This is a genomic window from Streptomyces sp. NPDC002870 (genome assembly GCF_042888505.1).
Classification (GTDB): Bacteria; Actinomycetota; Actinomycetes; order Streptomycetales; family Streptomycetaceae; genus Streptomyces.
Genome location: NZ_JBIAPW010000003.1, coordinates 244,693 through 265,390, shown reverse-complemented (window position 1 = coordinate 265,390; position 20,698 = coordinate 244,693). Strand labels below are relative to the sequence as shown.

Genomic DNA, 20,698 nt, shown 5'->3' with positions numbered 1-20,698 from the left:
AGCTCCAGGTGCATCGGCCTGACCATGTAATCGATTGTTCGCGCGACACCGACCGCTAAGACGCCATTTCAGTTGGCGTGATCTTGCGGCACTCTGAGGCGGTGACTGCTGCGTTTGTCGAGCGGATGGCGCCGGAGGACCTGTGGGAGCTATTTCAGCGGGTGGTTCCGCCGGCTCCGGAACGGCCGCAGGGAGGGGGACGACGCCGACGAGGTGACCGCGAGGTGTTGGCCGCGATCATCTTCGTGGCCACCTCAGGGTGCACTTGGAACCAACTGCCTCCGGGCTTCGGATTGTCGGGAGTGACCGCCTTTCGTCGGTTCACCGAGTGGTCCGCGGCCAGGGTGTGGGCCAAACTCCACCGCCTGGTCCTCGACGAACTCGGCTCCCGAGGCGAGCTGGACTGGTCACGATGCGCGATCGACTCGGTCAGCATCCGTGCCCTCAAAGGGGGCCGCTGACGGGACCGAATCCGACCGACCGTGGCAAGAGCGGATCGAAAATCCACCTCATTGTCGATCGCAGTGGCCTTCCCCTGTCGATCGGCATCTCAGCCGCGAACCTCCATGACAGTCAAGCCCTCATCCCGCTGGTCCGTGGTATCCCGCCCGTCCGCTCACGTCGCGGCCGCCGACGCCGACGTCCCGGCAAACTCCACGCGGACAAGGGCTATGACTACCAGCACCTGCGGCGTTGGCTGTCCTCCCGCGGCATCCAGCACCGCATCGCCCGCAAGGGCATCGAGTCCTCCCACCGCATGGGTCGGCATCGCTGGGTCGTGGAACGAACCGTGTCCTGGCTATCAGGTTGCCGACGGCTGCACCGCCGCTACGAGCGCAAGTCCGAACACTTCCTCGCCTTCGCAGCCATCGCCGCCACTCTCATATGCCACCGCAGAATCGCCAACTGAGATGGCCTCCTATTTCGCGTCGCAGCCTCCGCTCCTGTGACGGTCTATGCCTGTTGCATCCCTGGGGGTCGGTGAATCTGCGGCGCTCGAATACGCGACCTCGCCATTCTCATCCCCCCGATTGCTACGAGCAGGGCTGGTGACTGCCGACGTGCCAGCATCACGCGACAGCCTGCGGGGTCAGCGTGAGCGTCGCGCATTTCGCAGGCAGCATCACATGCCTGCGATCGAGCTGGTCATGATGCCGCGCGCGAGATCAATCATTGCCTCGTCGTATGTGGTACGGATGTCGACGCGCATACGGCGCAACTTCTCGCCATCAAGGTTGTTCTTGTCAGCGTAGGTGCCGAGGTCGAGGCCGGAGTGGTAGTTGCCGCCGTGACCGCGAGAGGTCTCAGCCAAGACGATGCCGGGAAAATCTTCCTTCAAATTATAGTAGTACAGGGCAAGCAGGTCGTGGACTTGGTGCCATCGCAGGAACGGCGGCAGTTCCGTGTGATCCTGAGGAGGTACTGCCCGCTCTACGCCGAACCTCGCACCAATTAGGGTCTGAATTTGGGCGGCTTCGACGGAAAAGTCGAGAAAGCGTTGATCTAGCGCCCGTAGCACCTCTCGTCTGTCGGATTCGCCTGAGGCGCGGAGGATCTGCCGGCGGGTGTGCTGCATGAACACATACGTGCCCTGGCCGACCCGGGCGATGTCGTCGAGGAGCTTGGTTCGAGTCTCGAAGGCTGCCCGGCCGCGCTCACGCCGGGCCGTCCAGCTTGTTACGGCGACGCTCCCAAGGACCGTGACGAGCAAGGCAGTCGAAGTTGACTGAATGAGAACCAACCAGAGCTGCTCCGAGAAGGTCACCTCCAGAGGATATCGGCCAACACCCGCCTAGGTGTGGCCTGTTGGCAGAGGGAGGCGGAGGATGCGGCTGGGCCGCGGACGCGGTCGCCGTGCACAAGCGCAGCCGTCATTGCCCCAAACGGCCGCAAGATCACACCAACTGAAATGGCGTCTAAGGCGCCTGGGGTGCCGGGGGTTCGGCAGGGGGCGCCGGAGGCTCTGCGGGCGGTGGGGGCTCCGCCGGTGGGGGCGCCTCTGGTTGCTCCGCCGGCGGCGGTGGGGGCTCCGCCGGTGGGGGCGCCTCTGGTTGCTCCGCCGGCGGCGGTGGGGGCGGTGGCTTCGCCGGTTCCTCATGGGCAGGCGGAGGCACCGGCTTCTCCGGGGGCTTGTTGGGTGGCTTCGCCGGTTCCTCATGGGCAGGCGGAGGCACCGGCTTCTCCGGGGGCTTGTTGGGTGGCTTCGCCGGCTCATCCTCGGCCGGCGGAGGCACCGGCTTCTCCGGGGGCTTGTTGGGTGGCTTCGCCGGCTCATCCTCGGCCGGCGGCGGTGGTGCCTGGGGTTCCCCCGGAGGGTTGGCCGGGGCTTCCTCAGGTGGCGCCTCCCCAGGCTGGGGTGCCTCACCTGGGGGCCGCTCAGCAGGCACCTCACCGGGAGGCGGCGCGACAGGCCCCTCACCAGGAGGCCGCTCAACGAATCGCTCCCCTGGGACCTGCCCCTCCGGCGGCGCCGGGAGCTCCCCCGGAGGCGGAGCCTGGGGATCGTACCCGGGCTCGGGCGGGTCCTCGGGCCGTACGACCTCCTCGTTCGGCACGACGGGCACGGTCGGCTCACTCGGGGCGGGTTTGGTGTACGAGCTCCACGCCCACGCTCCGAGGGCCAACGCCGCGGTCACACCGACCGCAACGAGGACCCCGCCCGGTATGGCGGCCATGGCGGCTCTCGCGACGCCCAGCCCGACTCTCGCATAGGTGAAACCGGTCCTGACGGTGGCGGCGGCCATACCGAGGCCGTAGGCCACGCCGTTCCGGGCCGAGTGCCACAGTTGCGCCAGCTTGTCGGCCGCTCTGCCCGCCTGAATTCTGATCCAGTTGAACTCGGCACCTATCTCGTTGCGGAAACCCTGCCAGAGCGCTGCCAGGCGATTCGTTGCCGCGCCGCCCCCGCTCTGGGCCGCCTCGACCACCCCTTGACGCAGCTGCAGTGCATTCTGCACCTGCACGCGGTTGACCGAAGCCGTCTCGAACTGGCGCTTGTGAATGTCGAGCGCATAGCGCGCGTCGTCGACGAGGGGACTGACCTGGTCGATGCGACGCTCGAGCAACGACTTCCACACCTCCCGGCCGGGTTCGTACCTGATGCCGTCCATCTGGGCATTCAGCCGGCTCAGCCTCGGCCCGTACGTGTTCAGCTGAGTCGTAAAGGTCTGAATATCCGCCTTTGGCTGGAGGACGGCTCTGTCAGCCCGCGCGGCGAGCTTCTGCAACTGCTCCAGGCTCAGTTGCGCCACATCATTGGGAGTCAACGTGGTGTTCTTCAGACCGTCGACTCCCAGTTTCATTACTTCTGTAGGGTCCATGACAGGTTCCTGACCGGCTCTGATTCCTCCCCTGGATTGTGATCGCACAGGGTGGTCGTTCCGGACCGAAGAGACGCCGTCGTCCTGACCCCGGCTCGATGCGGGCGACGCCCTCACCACGCACACATTCATGTCGCGTATTCCACGCTCCGCCCGTACGTCCCCCAGGTCAAGGAGGGCTGGGCGCGATGGCGGCCAAGGCCGGGTGCCATTGACCGTTGAGGGCGGTGGAGTCTCAATGGCCCAGTCAAGCGCCGGCACAAGGCATACGGAGCACGAGGTTGGAAGATCCCCTATGGGCCCGGTGCCTGACCTGGCATGACGCTGACCTGCACGATCGCGGACGACTCGCTGCTCTTCCCCGTGGTTCCCCGTGGGGTGCCCTCCGATCGGGCACCCCACGGGCACGGTCACCACTAATCTGCGGTGACCCCCCAGTAGCCGATCTCCGTGGGCTGACGGGCGCGGTAGAGCACCGTGCAGTTCCCGCAGGCGCGTCCGGGGTAGGGCAGCCGCTCGGTTTCCAGGGCATCGATCCACTCGGCGCGGGTGGGCCGACCGCTGGGAGCCCAGGCCCGCACCTCACCGACGGTCAACGGCCGCATGAAGGGACCCCACTCGGTACAAGCGGGGTCCACGATATGGACGAGGTCCAGCACCGTGCCGGTGCCACCGGTGAGGATGTACTCCTTCCACTCCTCGTCCTGCCACAGCTCTTCTATGGTCCGGCCCTCGAAACCGTAGTTGTCCCTCGCCAGTTCCTGCTCCTGGGCCTGCCGGAATGCCGCCGTCAGATCATGCTGATACGGGCCTGTCTGCCACCACGCGTTGCCGCCCAAGTCTGATGCCTTCCCATCCGAACCGTTCGATCAGTGGCGCAGCATAGGGGGTCACCAACAGCGAGCCGCTTTGGGCGTGATCCATAAGAGAGGCTCTAACTGGGTGACATGTCATGCTCGCGCTGGCACTCGTCATCTCGCAGATGGAGGCGCCGGAGATCCTGAAGAGCAGCGACGGGGAATGGGTACCGCCCCCACTTTTCTCGGTAACCGTCCTCTCCGTGCTGCCGTAAGAGCGCCTGCGCAGCCTCCGTGACGACGTGGCCAAGACCGCTGCGGGTTTGTGTGGAACTCCAGGAGAGCGCGCCTTCGTCGTCCGGCACATCGAAGCTCGCGAACATGTCAGGGAACTGGTAGATCGCGATGTCAACGTTCGAGCCACGGCCTCGGAGAACCCATCTCACTTCGGCTGGCTCGAGGTCGAAGGAGACCCGTTGGACGGTGGTGGGTCCGTAGAGACCCGCCACACCATGCAGCAAGTCGGCAAGAGCGTCCGTGCAGTAGCTGACAGAGTCCCTCCGCTCCGAAGAGCCGTCCGCAATACGGCCCGTTGCCCAACCGGACCCGCTCAGTTCCCAACTGAATTCGAGATGACCCGTCATCTTGTCCCCTCCCCGTGATCGTCTGCGGAGACGGTACAGCGGAGGTCGGTGTAGCGGCTTTGGGCGGGAGCTGCCATGGGGCGAGTGATCATGGCCCCTTACGCTGGCCGCGAATCGGGCAGCACCTCGCCTGCCCGCAATAGCCCGATCTGGGGCCATGATCTTAGAGGCTCGCCCCATGGTGGCTGCCTAAAGCCGTGGAACCGACCGGCCCCAGCCCCCGCCGGCCTTCTTGTACCTCGTCATGGTGCTCGCTCTTGTCGCGCGACCGGCGTAGCCGGGGCCCCGAGCGGGGCGAAGACAGGAGCGTCGGGCCCCGGCGGTGAGCCGGGGAGCGCGCGGCGAGCGGAGCGAGCCGCCTTGACCTTGTAAAGAAAATTTGCGGGACCTACACGGTGAGCACCGTGGCGGACTCTCCCCCCGTGCTGCGGGCCGTGGCCAACCACTGTGGTGCGCTGGCGACTTCGAAGCGATCCGACGGTGCCGTGATCGTGGTGACTTCCAGGGGTCGGCCATGGCTGTCCACCATCGTCCGGCGGACATCGAGGACGGGAGTGCCGCTGGACACGTCTAGATCGCCGGGCTCGTCACCGAAGGGCATGCGTGCGGTCACGGTCGTGCTGAAGCCGATCGGCCCGTGCCGTTCCACCAGCCGCTCGAAAGGAGTCCACCGAACCAGGGTTCCTTCCTCGGACTCCTGGTCGTCGTCGACGTCGTACGGCTCGTCGTCACCCTGATGCGCCCTGACGGCGTACGGGTCGTCAGGTTCACCGGCCTTCTCCCAAAGGTCCGCGGGCTCCTCCGGCTTCGGCGCACGCATCAGGCCAACCAGGTGGGCAGGGATGGCTGACGTGACGGAGACCGTCTGGTGCAGCGTGCGGTGCCGCCAGTACTGGTACCGGTGGAGGATCCACGCGCCGGTGCGGATGTTCAGGGCTTCTGCGTCACTCCTGCTCGCCTTGGTGATCACGGCTTCGCGAGCATCGACGCCGGACCTGCGCAGCGCCACCGCCTGAGCATGCTCACCCCTCAGCCACCCCTGCACTGACGGGTCGTAGTCCTCGGCGAGCAGGTCGGCCACTTCCTCGCCGTTGATCAGGATGACTCGTCGCTCGGGGCGGGCCCTGACGAACGTGCCCCGGCCATGGGCGACATGCAGCAGACCTTCCCCGACAAGGACGTTGATCGCTCGACGCACTGTGGGGCGGGATACGTCGTAGCGCTCGGCAAGTTGGCTCTCTCCCGGCAGAGGGCTGCCCGGCGGGTACACCTCGTCAGCCACGTCGGAGCGCAGTGCGTCCGCGATCAGACGCCATGCGGGCTGGTTCCGCTCTTCCTCTGTCATCACACGCTCTCCAGGTTGACGATACGAAACGACCTACAACACGTAGCACGTCTCGTGCTAGCGTGTCCATGTGCAACAAGACGTAGTACGTGTTGACTTAGGGAGTCGCCCGGCAGACATGAGCCCGGCGGAGTGGACAGAACTGGCCCGGTTCTTCGAGCGGATGACCGCGCCGGACTACAAGGATTGGGAGGAGGGGGTAAGGCGGATCCAGGGGTGCGCACACCCGGTCCACCTGAGCGGGAGCGTTCGCCTGGTCGACTCGGCAACGGGTGAGGTCGTCCACGAGCTGGGCGACGATGGCCGGCACCGATTGATGGTGCCGTGCGGCAACCGGCGCAAGGAGTGGTGCGCCCCCTGTTCGCGGCTCTACCAGTGGGACACGTGGCACCTGGTCAAAGCGGGGCTGGTCGGCGGCAAGGGAGTCGCGGAGTCGGTCTCAGGACACCCGCGGGCCTTCGTGACACTCACCGCCCCGTCGTTCGGCCCGGTGCACACGGTGTCGCCAGATCGGCCCTGCCATCCTCGGCGCGGCGACGAGTCGTGCGATCACGGGCATCCGCTCGCCTGCTGGGCTCGGCACGACTCCGGTGACCCGCTCGTCGGCCAACCCCTCTGCGGGGGCTGTTACGACTACCCGGGCGCAGTGCTGTGGAACGCGCACGCCGGTCCGCTGTGGCATCGCTTCACCGATGTGATGCGCCGCCAGGAGTTACCGCGGGCGGCCGGTCTCACCTGTGCTGAATTCACCCGGCGCATACGGGTCTCATTCATCAAGGTCGCGGAGTACCAACAGCGCGGACTGATCCACTTCCACGGTGTGGTTCGTCTCGACCCGACTGACGATGCGGCTCCGCTGCCCACCTGGGCCGACTTCGACCTGATCGATGACGGGGTGCGCAGCTCAGTTCCACGGGTACGGCTGACGACCCTTGAGGGCTCCATAGGCCAGTGGGAACTCGGCCTCGGCGCACAGACGGATGTGCAGCCCATCCCGAGCCTCGTCCCGCCCAACGAGGAGAGCAACGGCCGGAGCACTGACCACGTGGCGGCGTACATCGCCAAGTACGTGACCAAAGCGGCGGAGTGCACAGGAACCGTGGATCGGCCCCTGTACTGCAAGCGCTGCAAAGGGTCGGGCTTCGCCGGACTCTGTGCCCGCTGCAAGGGCTCGGGACTGCGCGTGGATCTCGGCACCCTGCGTATGCCGCAACACGCGCGGGCCATGGTCGGCACCGCTTGGCGACTCGGCGGCCTGCCCGAATACCGCGCCTTGAATCTGCGTCGCTGGGCCCACCAATTCGGCTATGGCGGCCACTTCTCGACTAAGAGCCGCCGGTACAGCACCACCATGACCGCTCTCCGGCAGACACGCGCGGACTTCCGCAGCGAACAGACCCGGCAGCGGCTCGGCATTTCCGGAGAACTCGTCACAGTCAGCGAACTGGTCTTCGCAGGCATCGGCTACGCGAGTGAGACGGAAGAGACGATCGCAAAGAGGATCCGGGATGACATCGCTGAAAACCGGGCCATCGCCCGCGAGGAAATCGCCGCTCTGGAAGTTGAGGACGAATGGTGGGGTGAATGACCGAACTTGGACGCACGCGACCACCCGTACTGCTCACTGTCGACCAAGTGGCCTCTCACCTCCAGGTCAGCCGTTGGACGGTCTACAACCTGATCCGCTCGCGGGAGCTGGCCTCCGTGACGATCGGCCGATGCCGACGGATCACTGAAAGCGCACTGCACGACTACATCACCCGCCTGTCAGACCTGGAGAGTTCGTAATGGCGAAGAAGAACGCGAACGGCGAAAGCACTATCTACCAGCGGAAGGACGGTAGGTGGGAAGGAACGGCATACGTCCTCACCTCAGACGGCACGTACAAGAGGCGCAGCGTCTACGGCAAGACGTGGGACGACGCACACGAGAAACTGACCCGCCTCAAGGCCGATTCACAGAGCGGCGTTCCCGTATCGGTCATGAAACAGACGGTCGCCGAGTATCTGGCGTACTGGCTGGAGCATGTGTCGAAACCGAAGGTGCGCCGGGTGACTTGGGTCAATTACGAATCCTTAGTGCGGAACTACATCGTCCCGGGCATCGGCAAGAAGAAGGTCGTCCGTCTCGCTGCCCGCGACATCCGTGCGTTCCTCGGCCAGGTCGCACGCACCTGCCAGTGCTGCGCGCTGGAGAAGGACAAGAAGCGGCCTGAGCGCAAGCGGCGGTGCTGTGCCGTCGGAGAGTGCTGCGAGAAGTACCCATCGGATCGAACGGTGCGCTTCCTCCTGGTGCTCCTGCGGTCGGCGCTCCAGCACGCCGTACGGGAGGACGAGCTACCGCGGAACGTCGCTCGGAACGTCGAGCTGAGCACAGGGACACGACGGGAGATCGAACCGCTGTCGGTGGCAGAGGGACGCAAGCTGCTGGCTACGGCGCGGGGAGACAGGCTGTGGGCTGTGTACGAGCTGGCCGTACGGCTGGGCCTGCGACGGGGCGAAGTGCTCGGCCTTCGGTGGAAGGACGTGGATCTTCATGACGGTGTGATCCACATTCGGCAGAGTCTCCAGAGGGTCAGCGGTGAGCTGGTGCGGGCGGCCACGAAGACGGCTCGCTCCACGCGCCGTGTGCCGCTGCCCGCCGAGTGCGTGACCGCGCTGCGTGCTCGCCGCGCTCAACAGCACGCTGACCGCCTGGCACGCGGGGACCAGTGGACGACAACCGATCTGGTCTTCACGACTCGCAACGGAACACCGATAGAGCCGCGCAACCTGAACCGCGCCTTCGAGGTCGTGAGTCGACGCGCTGGCATCCGTCAGGTGCGTTTCCACGATCTTCGGCACACCTGTGCCTCGCTGCTGCACGAGCAAGGGGCCGACGCTAGGACGATCATGGAAGTCCTCGGGCACAGCTCGATCCGCGTGACCATGGACGTCTACACGTTCGTCCGGCTGGACACCCAGCGGGCCGCATTCGACCGCGTCAGTGATGCGCTGGCAGGCATTGACGGCAACCGGCCGGACGGCGATGACGGCACGGCTGGAGTAATCGCCGCGATCTAGCAGCGGTTGCCGTCAACCATCGCCGTCAAGGCAAAAGCCAGAGGCCCTGTCGATCTCTCGACAGGGCCTCTGGCCTGTTGTGCACTCGGCAGGATTCGAACCTGCAACCTTCTGATCCGTAGTCAGATGCTCTATCCGTTAAGCTACGAGTGCTTGCGTTCCGGGCTTTTGTGCCTGGTCGGCGTTGCGGGAACAACATTACATGACCCGCGCCGTCAGGTGAAATCCGTTAACTGCACCCAGCCTGACCTGCGAAAACACCGCAGAAACGACCGAAGCCCCCGCCATCGGCGGGGGCTTCGGTGATCAACTGGCGGAGGCGGAGGGATTTGAACCCTCGATGGGCTTTAAGACCCAAACCGCATTAGCAGTGCGGCGCCATAGACCGGACTAGGCGACGCCTCCAGCCCACCCACGCGGGCGCGAGTGGTGCGTGCAGATGATGACACAGCCCAGCGGGGTGTCACCAATCGCTGCCCACGGTACTAGGCACGCGGGCCACAGAGCAAAGTCCGGGCGGCGGGGCCCGGAGGGGGTTCCCCGGAGAACGTACTTCCGGTTGCGCAACGCCGGGGCTCAAGGAGCGTTAGAGATGCCGGGGCCTCGACGCCCCTGAAGGACTCGTGATCTCTTCAGCTCCAGGAGCTCCCATGCTGCGCCGCATCGTCCTCACCGCAACCGCGTCCGTCGCTGCGCTGGTCGCCGCCGTGCCTGCCGCCGGGGCCTCGCCCCTGCCCCTGCTTCCCCTGTCCCTGCCCCTCCCGCTGCCGTCGGCGTCGCCTCAGGCCTTGGACCAGCTGACCATGACCGTTTCCCGGACCGGGGCGCGGACCGATGGGCTGTACCAGCTGGAGTGCGGGCCCGCGGGCGGGACCCACCCCTCCGCGCAGGCCGCCTGCGACCGGCTGGAGCAGCTGGCGCAGAACGGAAAGGACCCGTTCGCCCCAGTGCCGAAGGACCAAATGTGCACCCAGCAGATGGGCGGGCCCGAAACCGCGCACATCACCGGCACCTGGCACGGGCAGCGCGTGAAAGCCACCTTCAGCCGGACCAACGGATGCGAAATCTCGCGCTGGCGGACCATGGAGCCCGTACTGCCGAACACCAGGTCATAGGCCCAAGGGGTACGCCATGTGCACACAACCTTGGTGAGAGCTCCCCCTCATCCGCCGCCCCTCGCACATCCACTGCCTTTAGACTCCCTCCAGTGACAGGCTGAGGCCCGAGGGGCAAGATGGGACCGGCCGTCCGCACCATGCAGTAGGTCAGGGAGGAACCGTCGTCGTGAGCAGCAGGCCATCCCGAGGCGCTGCTCGCCTCGCAGCCATACTCGACGCCCTTCCGGACGGGCTTGTGCTCGTCAACTGCAACGGCACGGTCGTCAACGCCAACACCATCGCCCTCGAACTCTTCGAGACGCCCGGCACCGCCCTCGTCGGACGGGGGCTGCTCGATCTGCTGCCCTCCTTCGACTCCCGGCTGATCCCGGGCTCGATGCGACGGCCCGAGGCGGCGGACGAGCGGGGGCGCACCAAGCCGGCCCGGATGATCGCGCGGCGTACGGACGGCAGCGAGTTCCCGGTCGAGGTGACCAGCGCGAGCCTGGAGGACGGGCGCGAGGCGTACGACTCGTACACCGGCTACACCGGCGACGAGCTGCTGATGCTCGTCGTAAGGGATCTCTCGGGCACCGTGGACACGGAAGCGGAGCTGGCGCGTTCGCAGCGGCAGACCGAGATGATCCTGCGGGCCGCGTCCGAGGGTGTCGTCGGGACGGACACGGACGGTCGGGTCGTGCTGGTCAATCCGGCCGCCGCGCAGATCCTCGGGTTCCGGGCGAGCGACCTGGGCGGTCAGGAGCTGCATCCGCTGATCCTGCACTCGCGCGCGGACGGCGAGCCCTTCCCGTACGAGGGATCACCGCTCGCGGACACCCTCAAGTCCGGCCGCAAGCACCGGGTACGCGGACAGGTGCTGTGGGCGAAGAACGGCTCCAAGGTGTCGGTCGACCTGACGACCGCGCCGGTGCGGGACGGGGACCAGCTCGTCGGCGCCGTGATGACCTTCACCGACCGGCGCCCTTACGAGGAGCTGGCGGAGCAGCACACGGCGGAGCTCACGCAGACGACCGAGCGGCTCGCGGCCGAACTGGCAGAGACCACCGAGCGGCTCACGGCCGAGCTGGCGGACAGGTCGGACCGGTACTCCGCCGAGATCGAGGCGCACGCGGAGCGGTACGAGGAACTGGCCGCCCGGCACGCCCAGCTGACCGCCGTCCTCGGCGAGTCGCTGCGAGGGCCGCTGGAGGAACTCCGCGCCGAACTGGGGACGCTGGCCGCCGACCCGGCAGGCCAGCTGTGGCCCGAGGCCAACCAGATCCTGCACCATCTGGCCGCCGGATATGCCCGGATGACGACGCTTGTCGACAGTGTGCTGGGGTTCCAGCGGCTCGACACCGGCGCGGAGGGGCTGAACAAGGCGAACGTACTGCTCGACGGTGTCGTGGCGGCGGGCGTCGAGGGCGCGATCGAGCTGATCGGTCCGGGGCGGGCGCAGTTCGCGGTGCACGCGCCGCCGATAGAGGCCGAGGTGGATGCGGGGCGGCTGGCGACGGCGCTCGCGCATCTGATCGCCGACGTGGCCGGGGTCGACTCGACCGGCAAGGCCCGGGTGGTTCCGGGTGGTGGGTATGCGGACTCGACGGTCGTGGTGGCGGCTGCGCAGCGCGGTGACGTCGTACGGATCGAGGTGCGGGGGCCGTTCGCCGGGGGAGACCCGGTGCACGAGCCGATCGTGCGCGGGATCGTACGGGCGCACGGCGGGGTGCTGCAGACGCATGAGGTGCCGGGGATGAGCGGCAGCGCGTACGTCCTGGAGGTGCCGCTCGGCGAGGGCTCGGGAACGGTGACGGCCCCCGCTCCGGCTCCGGATCCGCAGCAGGGCGCTGAGCTCGCACTGCCGGAACAGCAGACGGGCACGTCCGGCGGGCGCGGGCGACGGCGGGCGCGGCGGGCCTCCACGGATGCCTTCCTCGAGAGCCCGGTGGCGGTGGAGGACCCGGTGGCCGCGCAGCCGACGGGGCGGCGCCGGGCGCAGGGGCAGGAGCCGCAGCAGGAACTGATCCCGGCCCAGGATTCGGGCGAGGGGAGTGGTCCCGGAAACGGCGCCGGTCCCGGAAACGGCACCGGCGGCGGAAACGGCACCGGCGGCGGGACCGGGCGGCGGCGCGGGCGTCCGAGCCCCGCCGAGCAGGCCGTCGCGGTTGCCGCGGGTGGCGTCCGGCCCTCCGAGGGCTCGGTGGTGACGGCCGCGGAGGGCGCGGCGTCGACCGGGCGTGCGGCGCTCGGCGAGACGGTGCCGCCGCAGGGCGTGCCCGTCGAACCACATGGAACAGGCCCCGCGGGGCGGCGCGCGCGGCGCGGCTCGGAGGGCGGGCTGCCCGAGCTCTCCGCTGCTCCGGTGCCGGGTGCGAGGGCGGATGCGGGTCAGGCTCCGGCTCCCGCCGCGCCCGCCGGGCGGCGAGCCAGGCGGGCGCTGGCTACCGCGCCGGCCGAGGTGGAGTCAGGGCGTACGGCGTTCGCGCTGCCGCCGGCCGAGGCCGACCGGATCCTGCCGACGGCCGGTGAGGCGGATGCCTCCCTGCCGGGCCGGCACGACGCCGTACGCACCGAGCCGGGTGCCGATCACCACACGCCGCCGCAGCCGCATCCGGTGCCGACGGGCCGCCGACGCGGCCGCAAGGAGGCGCAGCCGCTGCCGTTGCCTGCCGAGGCACCCGACGCGCAGCCCGTACAGCCGCTGACGCAGCCCGGGTGGGTGGATGCGGACACCTCGGGCACCGGTCTTGCGGCGCTCGCCGCCGACGGCTCGACCGGTCAGCACCCGGCGGCTGTCGACGGGGCTGCCCCCGCCGCGGGCAGCGGCAAGACGGCCCAGGTCACCGGCTCCGTATCCCTGCCGGAACCACAGACGCAGCCGCAGACACAGACGGAGACAGAGACACAGCGACCGACGCAGCCTCCGACGCCGGCCGTGCCGCAGCCCGCCGCCGACGGGCCGTCGGCCGCGCCGCGAGCCGCCCAGCCGCTGCCCGCCGAGGCTCCGGCTCCGGCTCCGGCGGACTCCACGCAGGGGCGGGCGTTCAGCGTGCGCACGCTCGGGCAGGGCGTGCCGTTCTCGCAGCAGATCACCCAGCAGCAGAACCAGACGCTCGCCCCCGGCCGCCGCCGCAAGCTGGCCACGCCCCCGGAGGGCGAGCGGCCCGAGGCCGCCGCCCGGCCGCACCCGCAGGCCCCGGCGCAGACCGGGTCGCGGCTGCCGGCCGACCGTTCCGAGGGGCGGGCGTACGCGATCGGCGCGCCCGACGAGGGCGCGGAGGGCCCCGAGCCGCTCGACGGCCCGGGCGGCGCGGTCGAGGTGGCCAATCAGCCGCAGCCGCAGCCCGTCGACGACGAACTGCCCCCGGAGCCGCTGGACAACCCGCGCCGGCTGCTGGTCTGGCCCGCGCCCGACGTCTCCACGCAGCAGGCACTGAGCGACCGCGGCTACCGCCCGGTGGTCGTACACTCGCGCGAGGAGGTCGACGCGCAGATCGCGGCCTTCCCGGCGGCGCTCTTCGTCGACCCGCTGACCGGCCCGATCACCCGGACCGCGCTGCAGTCGCTGCGCCAGGCCGCGGTGGCCGCCGAGGTCCCGGTGCTGGTGACGGCGGGTCTGGGGCAGGCGACGCGGGAGGCGGCGTACGGCGCGGATCCGGCCGTACTGCTCAAGGCGCTGGCCCCGCGCGACAGCGAACAGCACCCCCCGCGCGTGCTGTTGATCGAAGAGCACGAGGAGATCGCGCTCGCGCTGTCGGCGACCCTGGAACGCCGCGGCATGCAGGTCGCCCGGGCCGGCGCGGACACCGAGGCGGTGACGCTCGCCGCCCAGATGCGGCCGAACCTGGTGGTGATGGACCTGATGCAGGTACGCCGCCGCAGGGCCGGGATCATCGACTGGCTGCGCGCGAACGGCCGGCTGAACCGCACCCCGCTGGTCGTCTACACCTCGGCGGGCCTCAACCGCGCGGAACTGCCACGCCTGTCGTCGGGAGAGACGGTGCTCTTCCTGGCGGAACGCTCCACGAGCAACGAGGTCCAGGCCCGTATCGTCGACCTGCTGGCGAAGATCGGGACCAACTGAGCAGCAAGGGGCGGCAGTTGTCACTGCCGCCCCTTGCACCACGTACTACAGCCGCAGGCACTTCGGCCGCGAGTACTACGGCTGCACGTGCCAGCGCTGCACGGACTACAGCTGTGTGACGTCCAGCTCGCCGTCCGCGTACTGCTTGCGGATCACCTTCTTGTCGAACTTGCCCACGCTCGTCTTCGGCACCGCCGGAATCACCGCCCATCGCTCCGGCAGCTGCCACTTCGCGACCTTCTCGGCGAGGAAGGCCTTCAGCGTTTCGTAGTCCGCGGTCGAACCATCCTTCAGCACCACCGTCGCCAGCGGCCGCTCGCCCCACTTGTCGTCCGGGACCGCGACCACCGCCGCCTCCGCAACCTCCGGGTGAGCCATCAGCGCGTTCTCCAGATCGACGCTGGAGATCCATTCGCCGCCGGACTTGATGACGTCCTTCGCGCGGTCGGTCAGCGTCAGATAGCCGTCGGTGCTGATCACGCCGACGTCGCCGGTCTTCAGCCAGCCGTCCTCGCTGAACTTGTCCTCGGGCCTGAAGTCCTCGCCGCCCGCGCCGCCGTAGTACGAGCCGGCGATCCAGGTGCCACGCACCTCCAGCTCACCTGCCGACTCGCCGTCCCACGGCAGGATCTCGCCGCCGGGACCGACCAGACGGGCCTCGACGCCCGCCGGGAAACGGCCCTGGGTGATGCGGTACGGCCACTCGTCCTCCGCGCTCAGCCCCGCAGGCGGGTGCGCCATCGTGCCGAGCGGGGAGGTCTCCGTCATGCCCCAGGCGTGACACAGCCGCACGCCGAGCTTGTCGTACGCCTCCATCAGCACGGGCGGGCAGGCCGCGCCACCGATGGTGACCTGCTTCATGGAGCTCAGGTCCCGGGGGTTCGCGGTGACTTCGGCCAGCAGTCCCTGCCAGATGGTGGGGACGGCCGCGGCGTGCGAAGGCTTCTCGCGCTCGATCATGTCGGCGAGCGGCGCGGGCTGCAGGAAGCGGTCGGGCATCAGCATGTTGATGCCGGTCATGAACGTGGCGTGCGGCAGGCCCCAGGCGTTGACGTGGAACTGCGGGACGACGACGAGGGTGGTGTCGCGCTCCGTCAGCCCCATCGACTCGGCCATGTTGACCTGCATGGAGTGCAGATAGATGGAGCGGTGGGAGTAGACCACGCCCTTGGGGTCGCCGGTGGTGCCGGAGGTGTAACACATGGCCGCGGCGGTGCGTTCGTCCAGCTCCGGCCAGTCGTAGCTGGTCGGACGGCCGGCGATCAGCTCCTCGTACTCGTGCACCCGCGCCTGGGCGTCGGCCAGGAGCCCGCGGTCGCCCGGGCCGGACACGACGATGTGCTCGATCGTCGGCAGATGCGGCAGCAGCGGCGCGAGCAGCGGGAGCAGCGAGCCGTTGACGATGACGGCGCGGTCGGCGGCGTGGTTGACGATCCACACCAGCTGCTCCGCGGGGAGGCGGAGGTTGAGGGTGTGCAGTACGGCGCCCATGGAAGGGATCGCGAAGTACGCCTCGACATGCTCGGCGTTGTTCCACATCAGGGTGGCGACGCGCTGGTCGCCGTCGATCCCGAGCTCGTCGCGCAGGGCGTTGGCCAGTCGGGTCGCACGCTCCCCGACCTCCGCGAAGGTGCGGCGCTGCGGCTCGGCCTCACCTGTCCAGGTGGTGATCTGCGACTTTCCGTGGATCGTCATCCCATGCTGAAGGATGCGGGTCACAGTCAGCGGTACGTCCTGCATGGTGCTCAGCACGGCGTCCTCCCGGTGGGCGCTAGCGCTACGTGGCAGTAAGGGCGTGAAGATTCTGCTCACGTACCGCTTGGTATGTCACTACCCGGGAGTAAGGATTCACAGCACATCGGCGGACGTGACCCGGCGCACATCGGCGCGCCGACGGGACTGGATCGGCGCACGGGGCGGACCGGATCAGCAGGTCGGGCGGGACCGGATCAGCGCGCGGGGGCGGGCCGGATCAGCGCATCGGGCGGGGCCGGATCAGCGCATCGGGCGGGGCCGGATCAGCGCACGGGCGACAGTTCCGGGTCCTCGCGGAGCTTGCCGAGCGCCCGGGACACCGCGCTCTTGACCGTACCGACCGACACTCCGAGCACCTCGGCCGTCTGGGCCTCGCTGAGATCCTCGTAGTAACGCAGCACGACCATCGCCCGCTGCCGGTCCGGCAGCTTCATCACGGCGCGCCACATCGCGTCGTGCAGCACCTGCTGTTCGGCGGGGTCCGGGGCGGGCACCGCCTCCGGCTCGGGCAGCTCGTCGCAGGCGAACTCGTCCACCTTGCGCTTGCGCCACTGCGAGGTACGGGTGTTCAGCAGGGCACGGCGGACATAACCGTCGAGCGCCCGGTGGTCCTCGATCCGCTCCCACGCGACATACGTCTTGGTGAGCGCGGTCTGCAGCAGGTCCTCGGCGTCGCTCGGGTTCGCGGTGAGCGAGCGGGCGGTACGCAGCAGTACGGGCCCCCGCGCCCGTACGTACGACGAGAACGACGGATAGCGCGCGCAGGGCGCATAGCGCGTGGTCGGCGCGTACGAGGGCACCGGCGCGGCGGCCTTCGAAGCGCTTGTGCAGACTGGCGTGGTCATAGGTCCACGCTAGGAGTGGGCAGTACTGTCGCGGATCGGCCCCAGGTCCCGAAGCGTTGTCCGCCTCAGGTTGTACTGGTGGTGTTGCCCCCACCTCCTGAAGGTGGAGGAGACCCTCAGGGTCGGACAGTCCGACGGACAGGGCAACGCCCGGGGCAACGGACACGGCCGCCACGGCTGCTCACCCGTCAGCGCCCAGGATCAGCCCGGATGTGGGGACGCCGGTGCCCGCCGTGACCAGTGCCCTGGCCGCGCCTGGTATCTGGTTCGCCGAGGTGCCGCGCAGCTGTCTGACCGCCTCCGCTATGCCGTTCATCCCGTGCAGATACGCCTCGCCGAGCTGGCCGCCATGCGTGTTCAGGGGCAGCGTGTCCGCGGCCACGAAATCCGCCGCCTCACCGGGCTTGCAGAACCCGAACTCCTCCAGCTGCATCAGGACGTACGGGGTGAAGTGGTCGTAGACGATGCCGACGTCGATGTCGCCGGGGGCGAGCCCCGACGTCCGCCACAGCTGCCGGGCGACCACGCCCATCTCGGGCAGGCCGGTGAGATCGTCTCGGTAGAAGCTGGTCATCTGCTCCTGCGCCCGGCCCGCTCCCTGCGCCGCGGCGACGATCACCGCGGGCGGATGCGGCAGGTCGCGGGCCCGCTCGGCGCTGGTGACGACGATCGCCTGGCCGCCGTCGGTCTCCTGGCAGCAGTCGAGCAGCCGCAGCGGCTCGACGATCCAGCGCGATGCGGCATGGTCGGCAAGGGTGATCGGCTTCTCGTAGAAGTACGCCGCGGGGTTGGTCGCCGCATGGCGGCGGTCGGTGACGGCGACATGGCCGAACGCCTCGGGGGTGAGTCCGTACGTATGCAGATAGCGCTGCGCCGCCATGGCGACCCAGGAGGCGGGGGTGAGCAGCCCGAACGGGAGGTTCCAGCCGAGCGCCGTCCCCTCGGCCGACGGCTCCCGGTGCTGCACCCCGGAGCCGAAGCGCCGCCCGGACCGTTCATTGAACGCCCGGTAGCAGACGACCACTTCGGCGACCCCCGAGGCGACGGCCAGGGCTGCCTGCTGCACGGTGGCGCAGGCCGCGCCGCCGCCGTAGTGGATGCGGGAGAAGAAGGACAGCTCGCCGATGCCGGCCGCCTGGGCAACGGTGATCTCGGGGCTCGTGTCCATGGTGAAGGTGACCAGGCCGTCGACGTCGGTGGGGGAGAGGCCCGCGTCGTCGAGAGCCGCCCGCACCGCCTCGACGGCCAGCTTGAGCTCGCTGCGCCCGGAGTCCTTGGAGAACTCCGTCGCCCCGATCCCGACGACGGCCGCCCTGCCGCCGAGCGTGTCACGCCTGCGGATGCTCATGTTCCTCCCCCCGGAACTGTCACTGTCACTGTGCCGGTGACGTGGTTGCCGATGCTGTTGGCGCCGACGACCCGCACTTCGGCGGTGTCGCCTTCCACGGAGGTGACCGTGCCGCTCAACACCATGGTGTCTCCCGGGTAGTTGGGCGCTCCCAGCCGGATCGCGACCCTGCGGAGCACTGCCCGCTCCCCGAAGCAGTCGGTGATGTACCGCCCGACAAGACCGTTGGTCGTGAGGATGTTCATGAAGATGTCCGGGGATCCCTTCTCCTTCGCGAGTTCGGAGTCGTGGTGAACGTCCTGGTAGTCGCGGGAGGCCACGGCCCCGGCGACGATCAGCGTGCGGGTGATGGGGATGGTGAGCGGCGGCAGCTCTTCGCCGGCACTCGTCATACGGGCTCCTCCTTCGCGAGCAACTGACCCAGTTCGGCGAGGAGTTCCGCGGCGCAGCCGAGGTAGGCGTCCAGCTGGCGCCCCCACAGGAAGTGCCGATGGACGGGATGGTCCAGGTCGGCGCCCGTCCCGCCGTGCACATGCTGCCCGGCGTGGACCACACGCTTGCCGGCCTCGGAGGCCCACCAGGCGGCGGTCAGCACCTCGGCGGCCGCGTCCAGGCCTTCGTCCTGTCGCCAGGCGGCTTCGTAGGCCGTGACTCGTATGGCCTCGGTGTCCATGTACGCGTCGGCGGCGCGCAGCAGCACGCCCTGGTTGGTGGAGAGCGGGCGCCCGAACTGCTCGCGGGTCGAGGTGTATTGGACGGCCCGGGCGAGAGAGCCCGCGCACACCCCGGCCTGCAGGCCGGCGAAGGCCGTACGCCCCAGGGCCAGCACCGATTCGTACGCACCGGGCCCGCCCAGCCGTTCGCCCGGCGTCCCGGACAGTATGAGCCGCCCGGCCGCCCAGGGCGCGGTGGTCTCCACCTCCGACACCTCCGCGTCAGCTGTCCGTACGAGCCACAGTGCCCGGCCGGCGTCGGGGACCAGCACATGCGTGGCGTCCCGCAGCCACGGAACGAACGGCAGGGCGCCGCTCAACTGCCCCGGCGCGGTGGCTCGTACCCCAGCTCCACCTCCACCTCCGTGCGCCGGGAACGCACCGGTCGCCACCGCCGTGCCGTCTCTCAGTGCGGGCAGCAGCCGGGCGCGCTGCTCATCCGTGCCGTGTTCGGCCACTGCCAGCAGTCCGTACACACAGGTCGCCGCGAAGGGCACCTGCGCGGTGGTCCGCCCCTGCTCCTCCAGGAGCAGCACCAGACCGAGCACGCCTATGTCCTCGGCGGCCCCGACAAGCCCCGCCACACACAGCGCCTTCCACAACTCGGCGTCCGTCCCGGTCCCGGCGGCAGCGAGCCGCTCATGGGTGGAGAGGTCACCGAAGATCCGCGCGGCCAGCTCCCTTGCTGCGGACTGCTCCTCGGTGGGTGTGAAGTCCATCAGCCCGCACCCCCGTCCGAGCCTCCGAAGACCGGCAGCTCCCAGTCCTTGTCGACCCGCAGGAATTCAAGCTGCACGGGCATCCCGATCCGCACCTTGTCGTACGGCACGCCGACGACATTGCTGACCATCCGCACACCTTCCGCGAGCTCGATCAGCCCCACCGCGTACGGAGGGTCAAAGGCGGGAAAGGGCGGGTGGTGCATCACGACGTACGAGTAGACGGTCCCCGCGCCGCTCGCCTCGATGGTGTCCCACTCCGGCGAGCCGCAGCCGGCGCACCCCGGCAGCCAGGGGAAGCGCCGCGTCCCGCACTCCGCGCACCGCTGTATCAGCAGCCGGTGCTGGGCCACCCCGTCCCAGAATCCGGTGTTGTCCCGGTTGATCACTGGCCGTGGCCGCTCACCCTTGGGCTTCCCTTTAAGCTTCCCCTTCGCCGCCGGGGCGTACTTCAGGATCCGGAAGCGGTGGGTGCCGGCCGGCTGCCCGTCCGCCCGGACGTCCATCCGCGTCGTGACGAAGTGGCCCGTACCCAGCTTTGTCGTCTTGAGTTCCGACACCGCCTCGATCACCGCGTCGAAGGTGATCCGGTCCCCCGGCCTCAACGGCCGCAGATACTCCTGCTCGCAGTCGGTCGCGACCACCGAGGTGTACCCCGCCCCGTCGAGCAGGGCGAACAGCTCGTCCTGCGCCGCCGACCGGTCCGTATGCCCGGACAGACCGCCCATTGTCCACGCCTGCAGCATGGTCGGCGGCGCTATGGCGTCAGGACCGGCATAGGAAGGGTTGGCGTCCCCCATCGCCTCGCACCAGTGCCTGATCATCGGTTCGTTGACCAGGTCCTTGCCGACACCCACCGTGGCCGCGGCCCGCCCCTCGTACGCCTTCAGCCGTCCGTAGAACTCCTCGCCCACCACTTCCCCACGCGCCGCCTGTCCCGCCGGCCCTTCCCCGTTCATCACTTCCCCG

At 68.9% G+C, this 20,698-nt stretch carries 16 protein-coding genes and 2 tRNA genes; 7 read left to right on the top strand and 11 right to left on the bottom strand.

The annotated features are described in order from the left end of the window. The first annotated feature begins 125 nt into the window (after positions 1-125). Positions 126-910 (top strand): IS5 family transposase gene (locus tag ACFYWY_RS05800; RefSeq protein WP_389180695.1). Its coding sequence is split into 2 segments (ribosomal slippage): positions 126-449 and positions 452-910, totalling 783 coding nucleotides; the frame shifts between segments, so codons are not numbered across the junction. A 213-nt stretch (positions 911-1,123) separates the two neighbouring features. On the opposite strand, the gene ACFYWY_RS05795 is transcribed toward ACFYWY_RS05800, so the two are convergent. Beyond that, entirely contained in the window at positions 1,124-1,765 is a 642-nt protein-coding gene (locus ACFYWY_RS05795; protein WP_389180236.1) for a hypothetical protein, read from the bottom strand. A 1,021-nt stretch (positions 1,766-2,786) separates the two neighbouring features. Here ACFYWY_RS05795 and ACFYWY_RS05790 point away from each other — a divergent pair. Beyond that, positions 2,787-3,362 (top strand): hypothetical protein, encoded by a 576-nt coding sequence (locus ACFYWY_RS05790; protein ID WP_389180233.1) that lies wholly within the window; start codon positions 2,787-2,789, stop codon positions 3,360-3,362. 374 nt (positions 3,363-3,736) lie between these two features. Here the strand turns inward: ACFYWY_RS05790 and ACFYWY_RS05785 are convergent, their stop codons facing one another. Next, positions 3,737-4,159 carry a hypothetical protein gene (locus ACFYWY_RS05785; RefSeq protein WP_389180230.1) on the bottom strand — a complete coding sequence of 141 codons (423 nt, stop codon included), beginning with the start codon at positions 4,157-4,159 and terminating at the stop codon, positions 3,737-3,739. A gap of 990 nt (positions 4,160-5,149) precedes the next feature. Beyond that, the gene (locus ACFYWY_RS05780) at positions 5,150-6,106 is read right to left on the bottom strand and encodes a GntR family transcriptional regulator (protein WP_389180227.1); all 957 of its coding nucleotides are present in this window, start codon (positions 6,104-6,106) and stop codon (positions 5,150-5,152) included. Between the two features lie 118 nt (positions 6,107-6,224). Between ACFYWY_RS05780 and ACFYWY_RS05775 the strand changes: the two genes are divergently transcribed. The 3 genes from ACFYWY_RS05775 to xerC are packed head-to-tail and all read left to right on the top strand — an operon-like array spanning position 6,225 to position 9,168. Further along, a complete protein-coding gene (locus tag ACFYWY_RS05775) occupies positions 6,225-7,694 on the top strand; it encodes a replication initiator (protein ID WP_389180224.1) in 1,470 nt (489 codons plus the stop codon). Beyond that, positions 7,691-7,894 carry a helix-turn-helix domain-containing protein gene (locus ACFYWY_RS05770; protein ID WP_389180221.1) on the top strand — a complete coding sequence of 68 codons (204 nt, stop codon included), beginning with the start codon at positions 7,691-7,693 and terminating at the stop codon, positions 7,892-7,894. Before ACFYWY_RS05775 ends, ACFYWY_RS05770 begins: the two co-directional genes overlap by 4 nt. Beyond that, the gene (gene xerC / locus ACFYWY_RS05765) at positions 7,894-9,168 is read left to right on the top strand and encodes a tyrosine recombinase XerC (protein WP_389180218.1); all 1,275 of its coding nucleotides are present in this window, start codon (positions 7,894-7,896) and stop codon (positions 9,166-9,168) included. The genes ACFYWY_RS05770 and xerC overlap by 1 nt, the downstream gene beginning before the upstream one ends. Positions 9,169-9,248: 80 nt before the next feature. Here the strand turns inward: xerC and ACFYWY_RS05760 are convergent. Together ACFYWY_RS05760 and ACFYWY_RS05755 are read right to left on the bottom strand one after the other, a co-directional pair. After that, positions 9,249-9,321 (bottom strand) — tRNA-Arg (locus ACFYWY_RS05760). Between the two features lie 158 nt (positions 9,322-9,479). After that, positions 9,480-9,573, bottom strand: a tRNA-Ser gene (locus ACFYWY_RS05755). 245 nt (positions 9,574-9,818) lie between these two features. Here ACFYWY_RS05755 and ACFYWY_RS05750 point away from each other — a divergent pair. Together ACFYWY_RS05750 and ACFYWY_RS05745 are read left to right on the top strand one after the other, a co-directional pair. Beyond that, positions 9,819-10,283 carry an SSI family serine proteinase inhibitor gene (locus tag ACFYWY_RS05750; RefSeq protein ID WP_389180215.1) on the top strand — a complete coding sequence of 155 codons (465 nt, stop codon included), beginning with the start codon at positions 9,819-9,821 and terminating at the stop codon, positions 10,281-10,283. Between the two features lie 169 nt (positions 10,284-10,452). Further along, a complete protein-coding gene (locus tag ACFYWY_RS05745) occupies positions 10,453-14,349 on the top strand; it encodes a PAS domain-containing protein (RefSeq protein WP_389180212.1) in 3,897 nt (1,298 codons plus the stop codon). Positions 14,350-14,454: 105 nt separating this feature from the next. On the opposite strand, the gene ACFYWY_RS05740 is transcribed toward ACFYWY_RS05745, so the two are convergent. The 6 genes from ACFYWY_RS05740 to ACFYWY_RS05715 all read right to left on the bottom strand — a co-directional run bounded on the left by ACFYWY_RS05740 (position 14,455) and on the right by ACFYWY_RS05715 (position 20,688). Continuing rightward, complete coding sequence (locus tag ACFYWY_RS05740; RefSeq protein WP_389180209.1) at positions 14,455-16,101, bottom strand: long-chain fatty acid--CoA ligase; 1,647 nt, start codon at positions 16,099-16,101, stop codon at positions 14,455-14,457. 266 nt (positions 16,102-16,367) lie between these two features. After that, positions 16,368-16,949, bottom strand: a complete 582-nt coding sequence (locus tag ACFYWY_RS05735) for a SigE family RNA polymerase sigma factor (RefSeq protein WP_389180206.1) — start codon at positions 16,947-16,949, stop codon at positions 16,368-16,370. A 181-nt stretch (positions 16,950-17,130) separates the two neighbouring features. Then, a complete protein-coding gene (locus ACFYWY_RS05730; protein ID WP_389180203.1) occupies positions 17,131-18,297 on the bottom strand; it encodes a lipid-transfer protein in 1,167 nt (388 codons plus the stop codon). After that, positions 18,294-18,689, bottom strand: a complete 396-nt coding sequence (locus tag ACFYWY_RS05725; RefSeq protein WP_389180200.1) for a MaoC family dehydratase — start codon at positions 18,687-18,689, stop codon at positions 18,294-18,296. Before ACFYWY_RS05725 ends, ACFYWY_RS05730 begins: the two co-directional genes overlap by 4 nt. Further along, entirely contained in the window at positions 18,686-19,729 is a 1,044-nt protein-coding gene (locus ACFYWY_RS05720) for an acyl-CoA dehydrogenase family protein (protein ID WP_389180197.1), read from the bottom strand. Before ACFYWY_RS05720 ends, ACFYWY_RS05725 begins: the two co-directional genes overlap by 4 nt. Further along, the gene (locus ACFYWY_RS05715; RefSeq protein WP_389180692.1) at positions 19,729-20,688 is read right to left on the bottom strand and encodes a bifunctional MaoC family dehydratase N-terminal/OB-fold nucleic acid binding domain-containing protein; all 960 of its coding nucleotides are present in this window, start codon (positions 20,686-20,688) and stop codon (positions 19,729-19,731) included. The genes ACFYWY_RS05720 and ACFYWY_RS05715 overlap by 1 nt, the downstream gene beginning before the upstream one ends. Between the last annotated feature and the right edge of the window lie 10 nt (positions 20,689-20,698).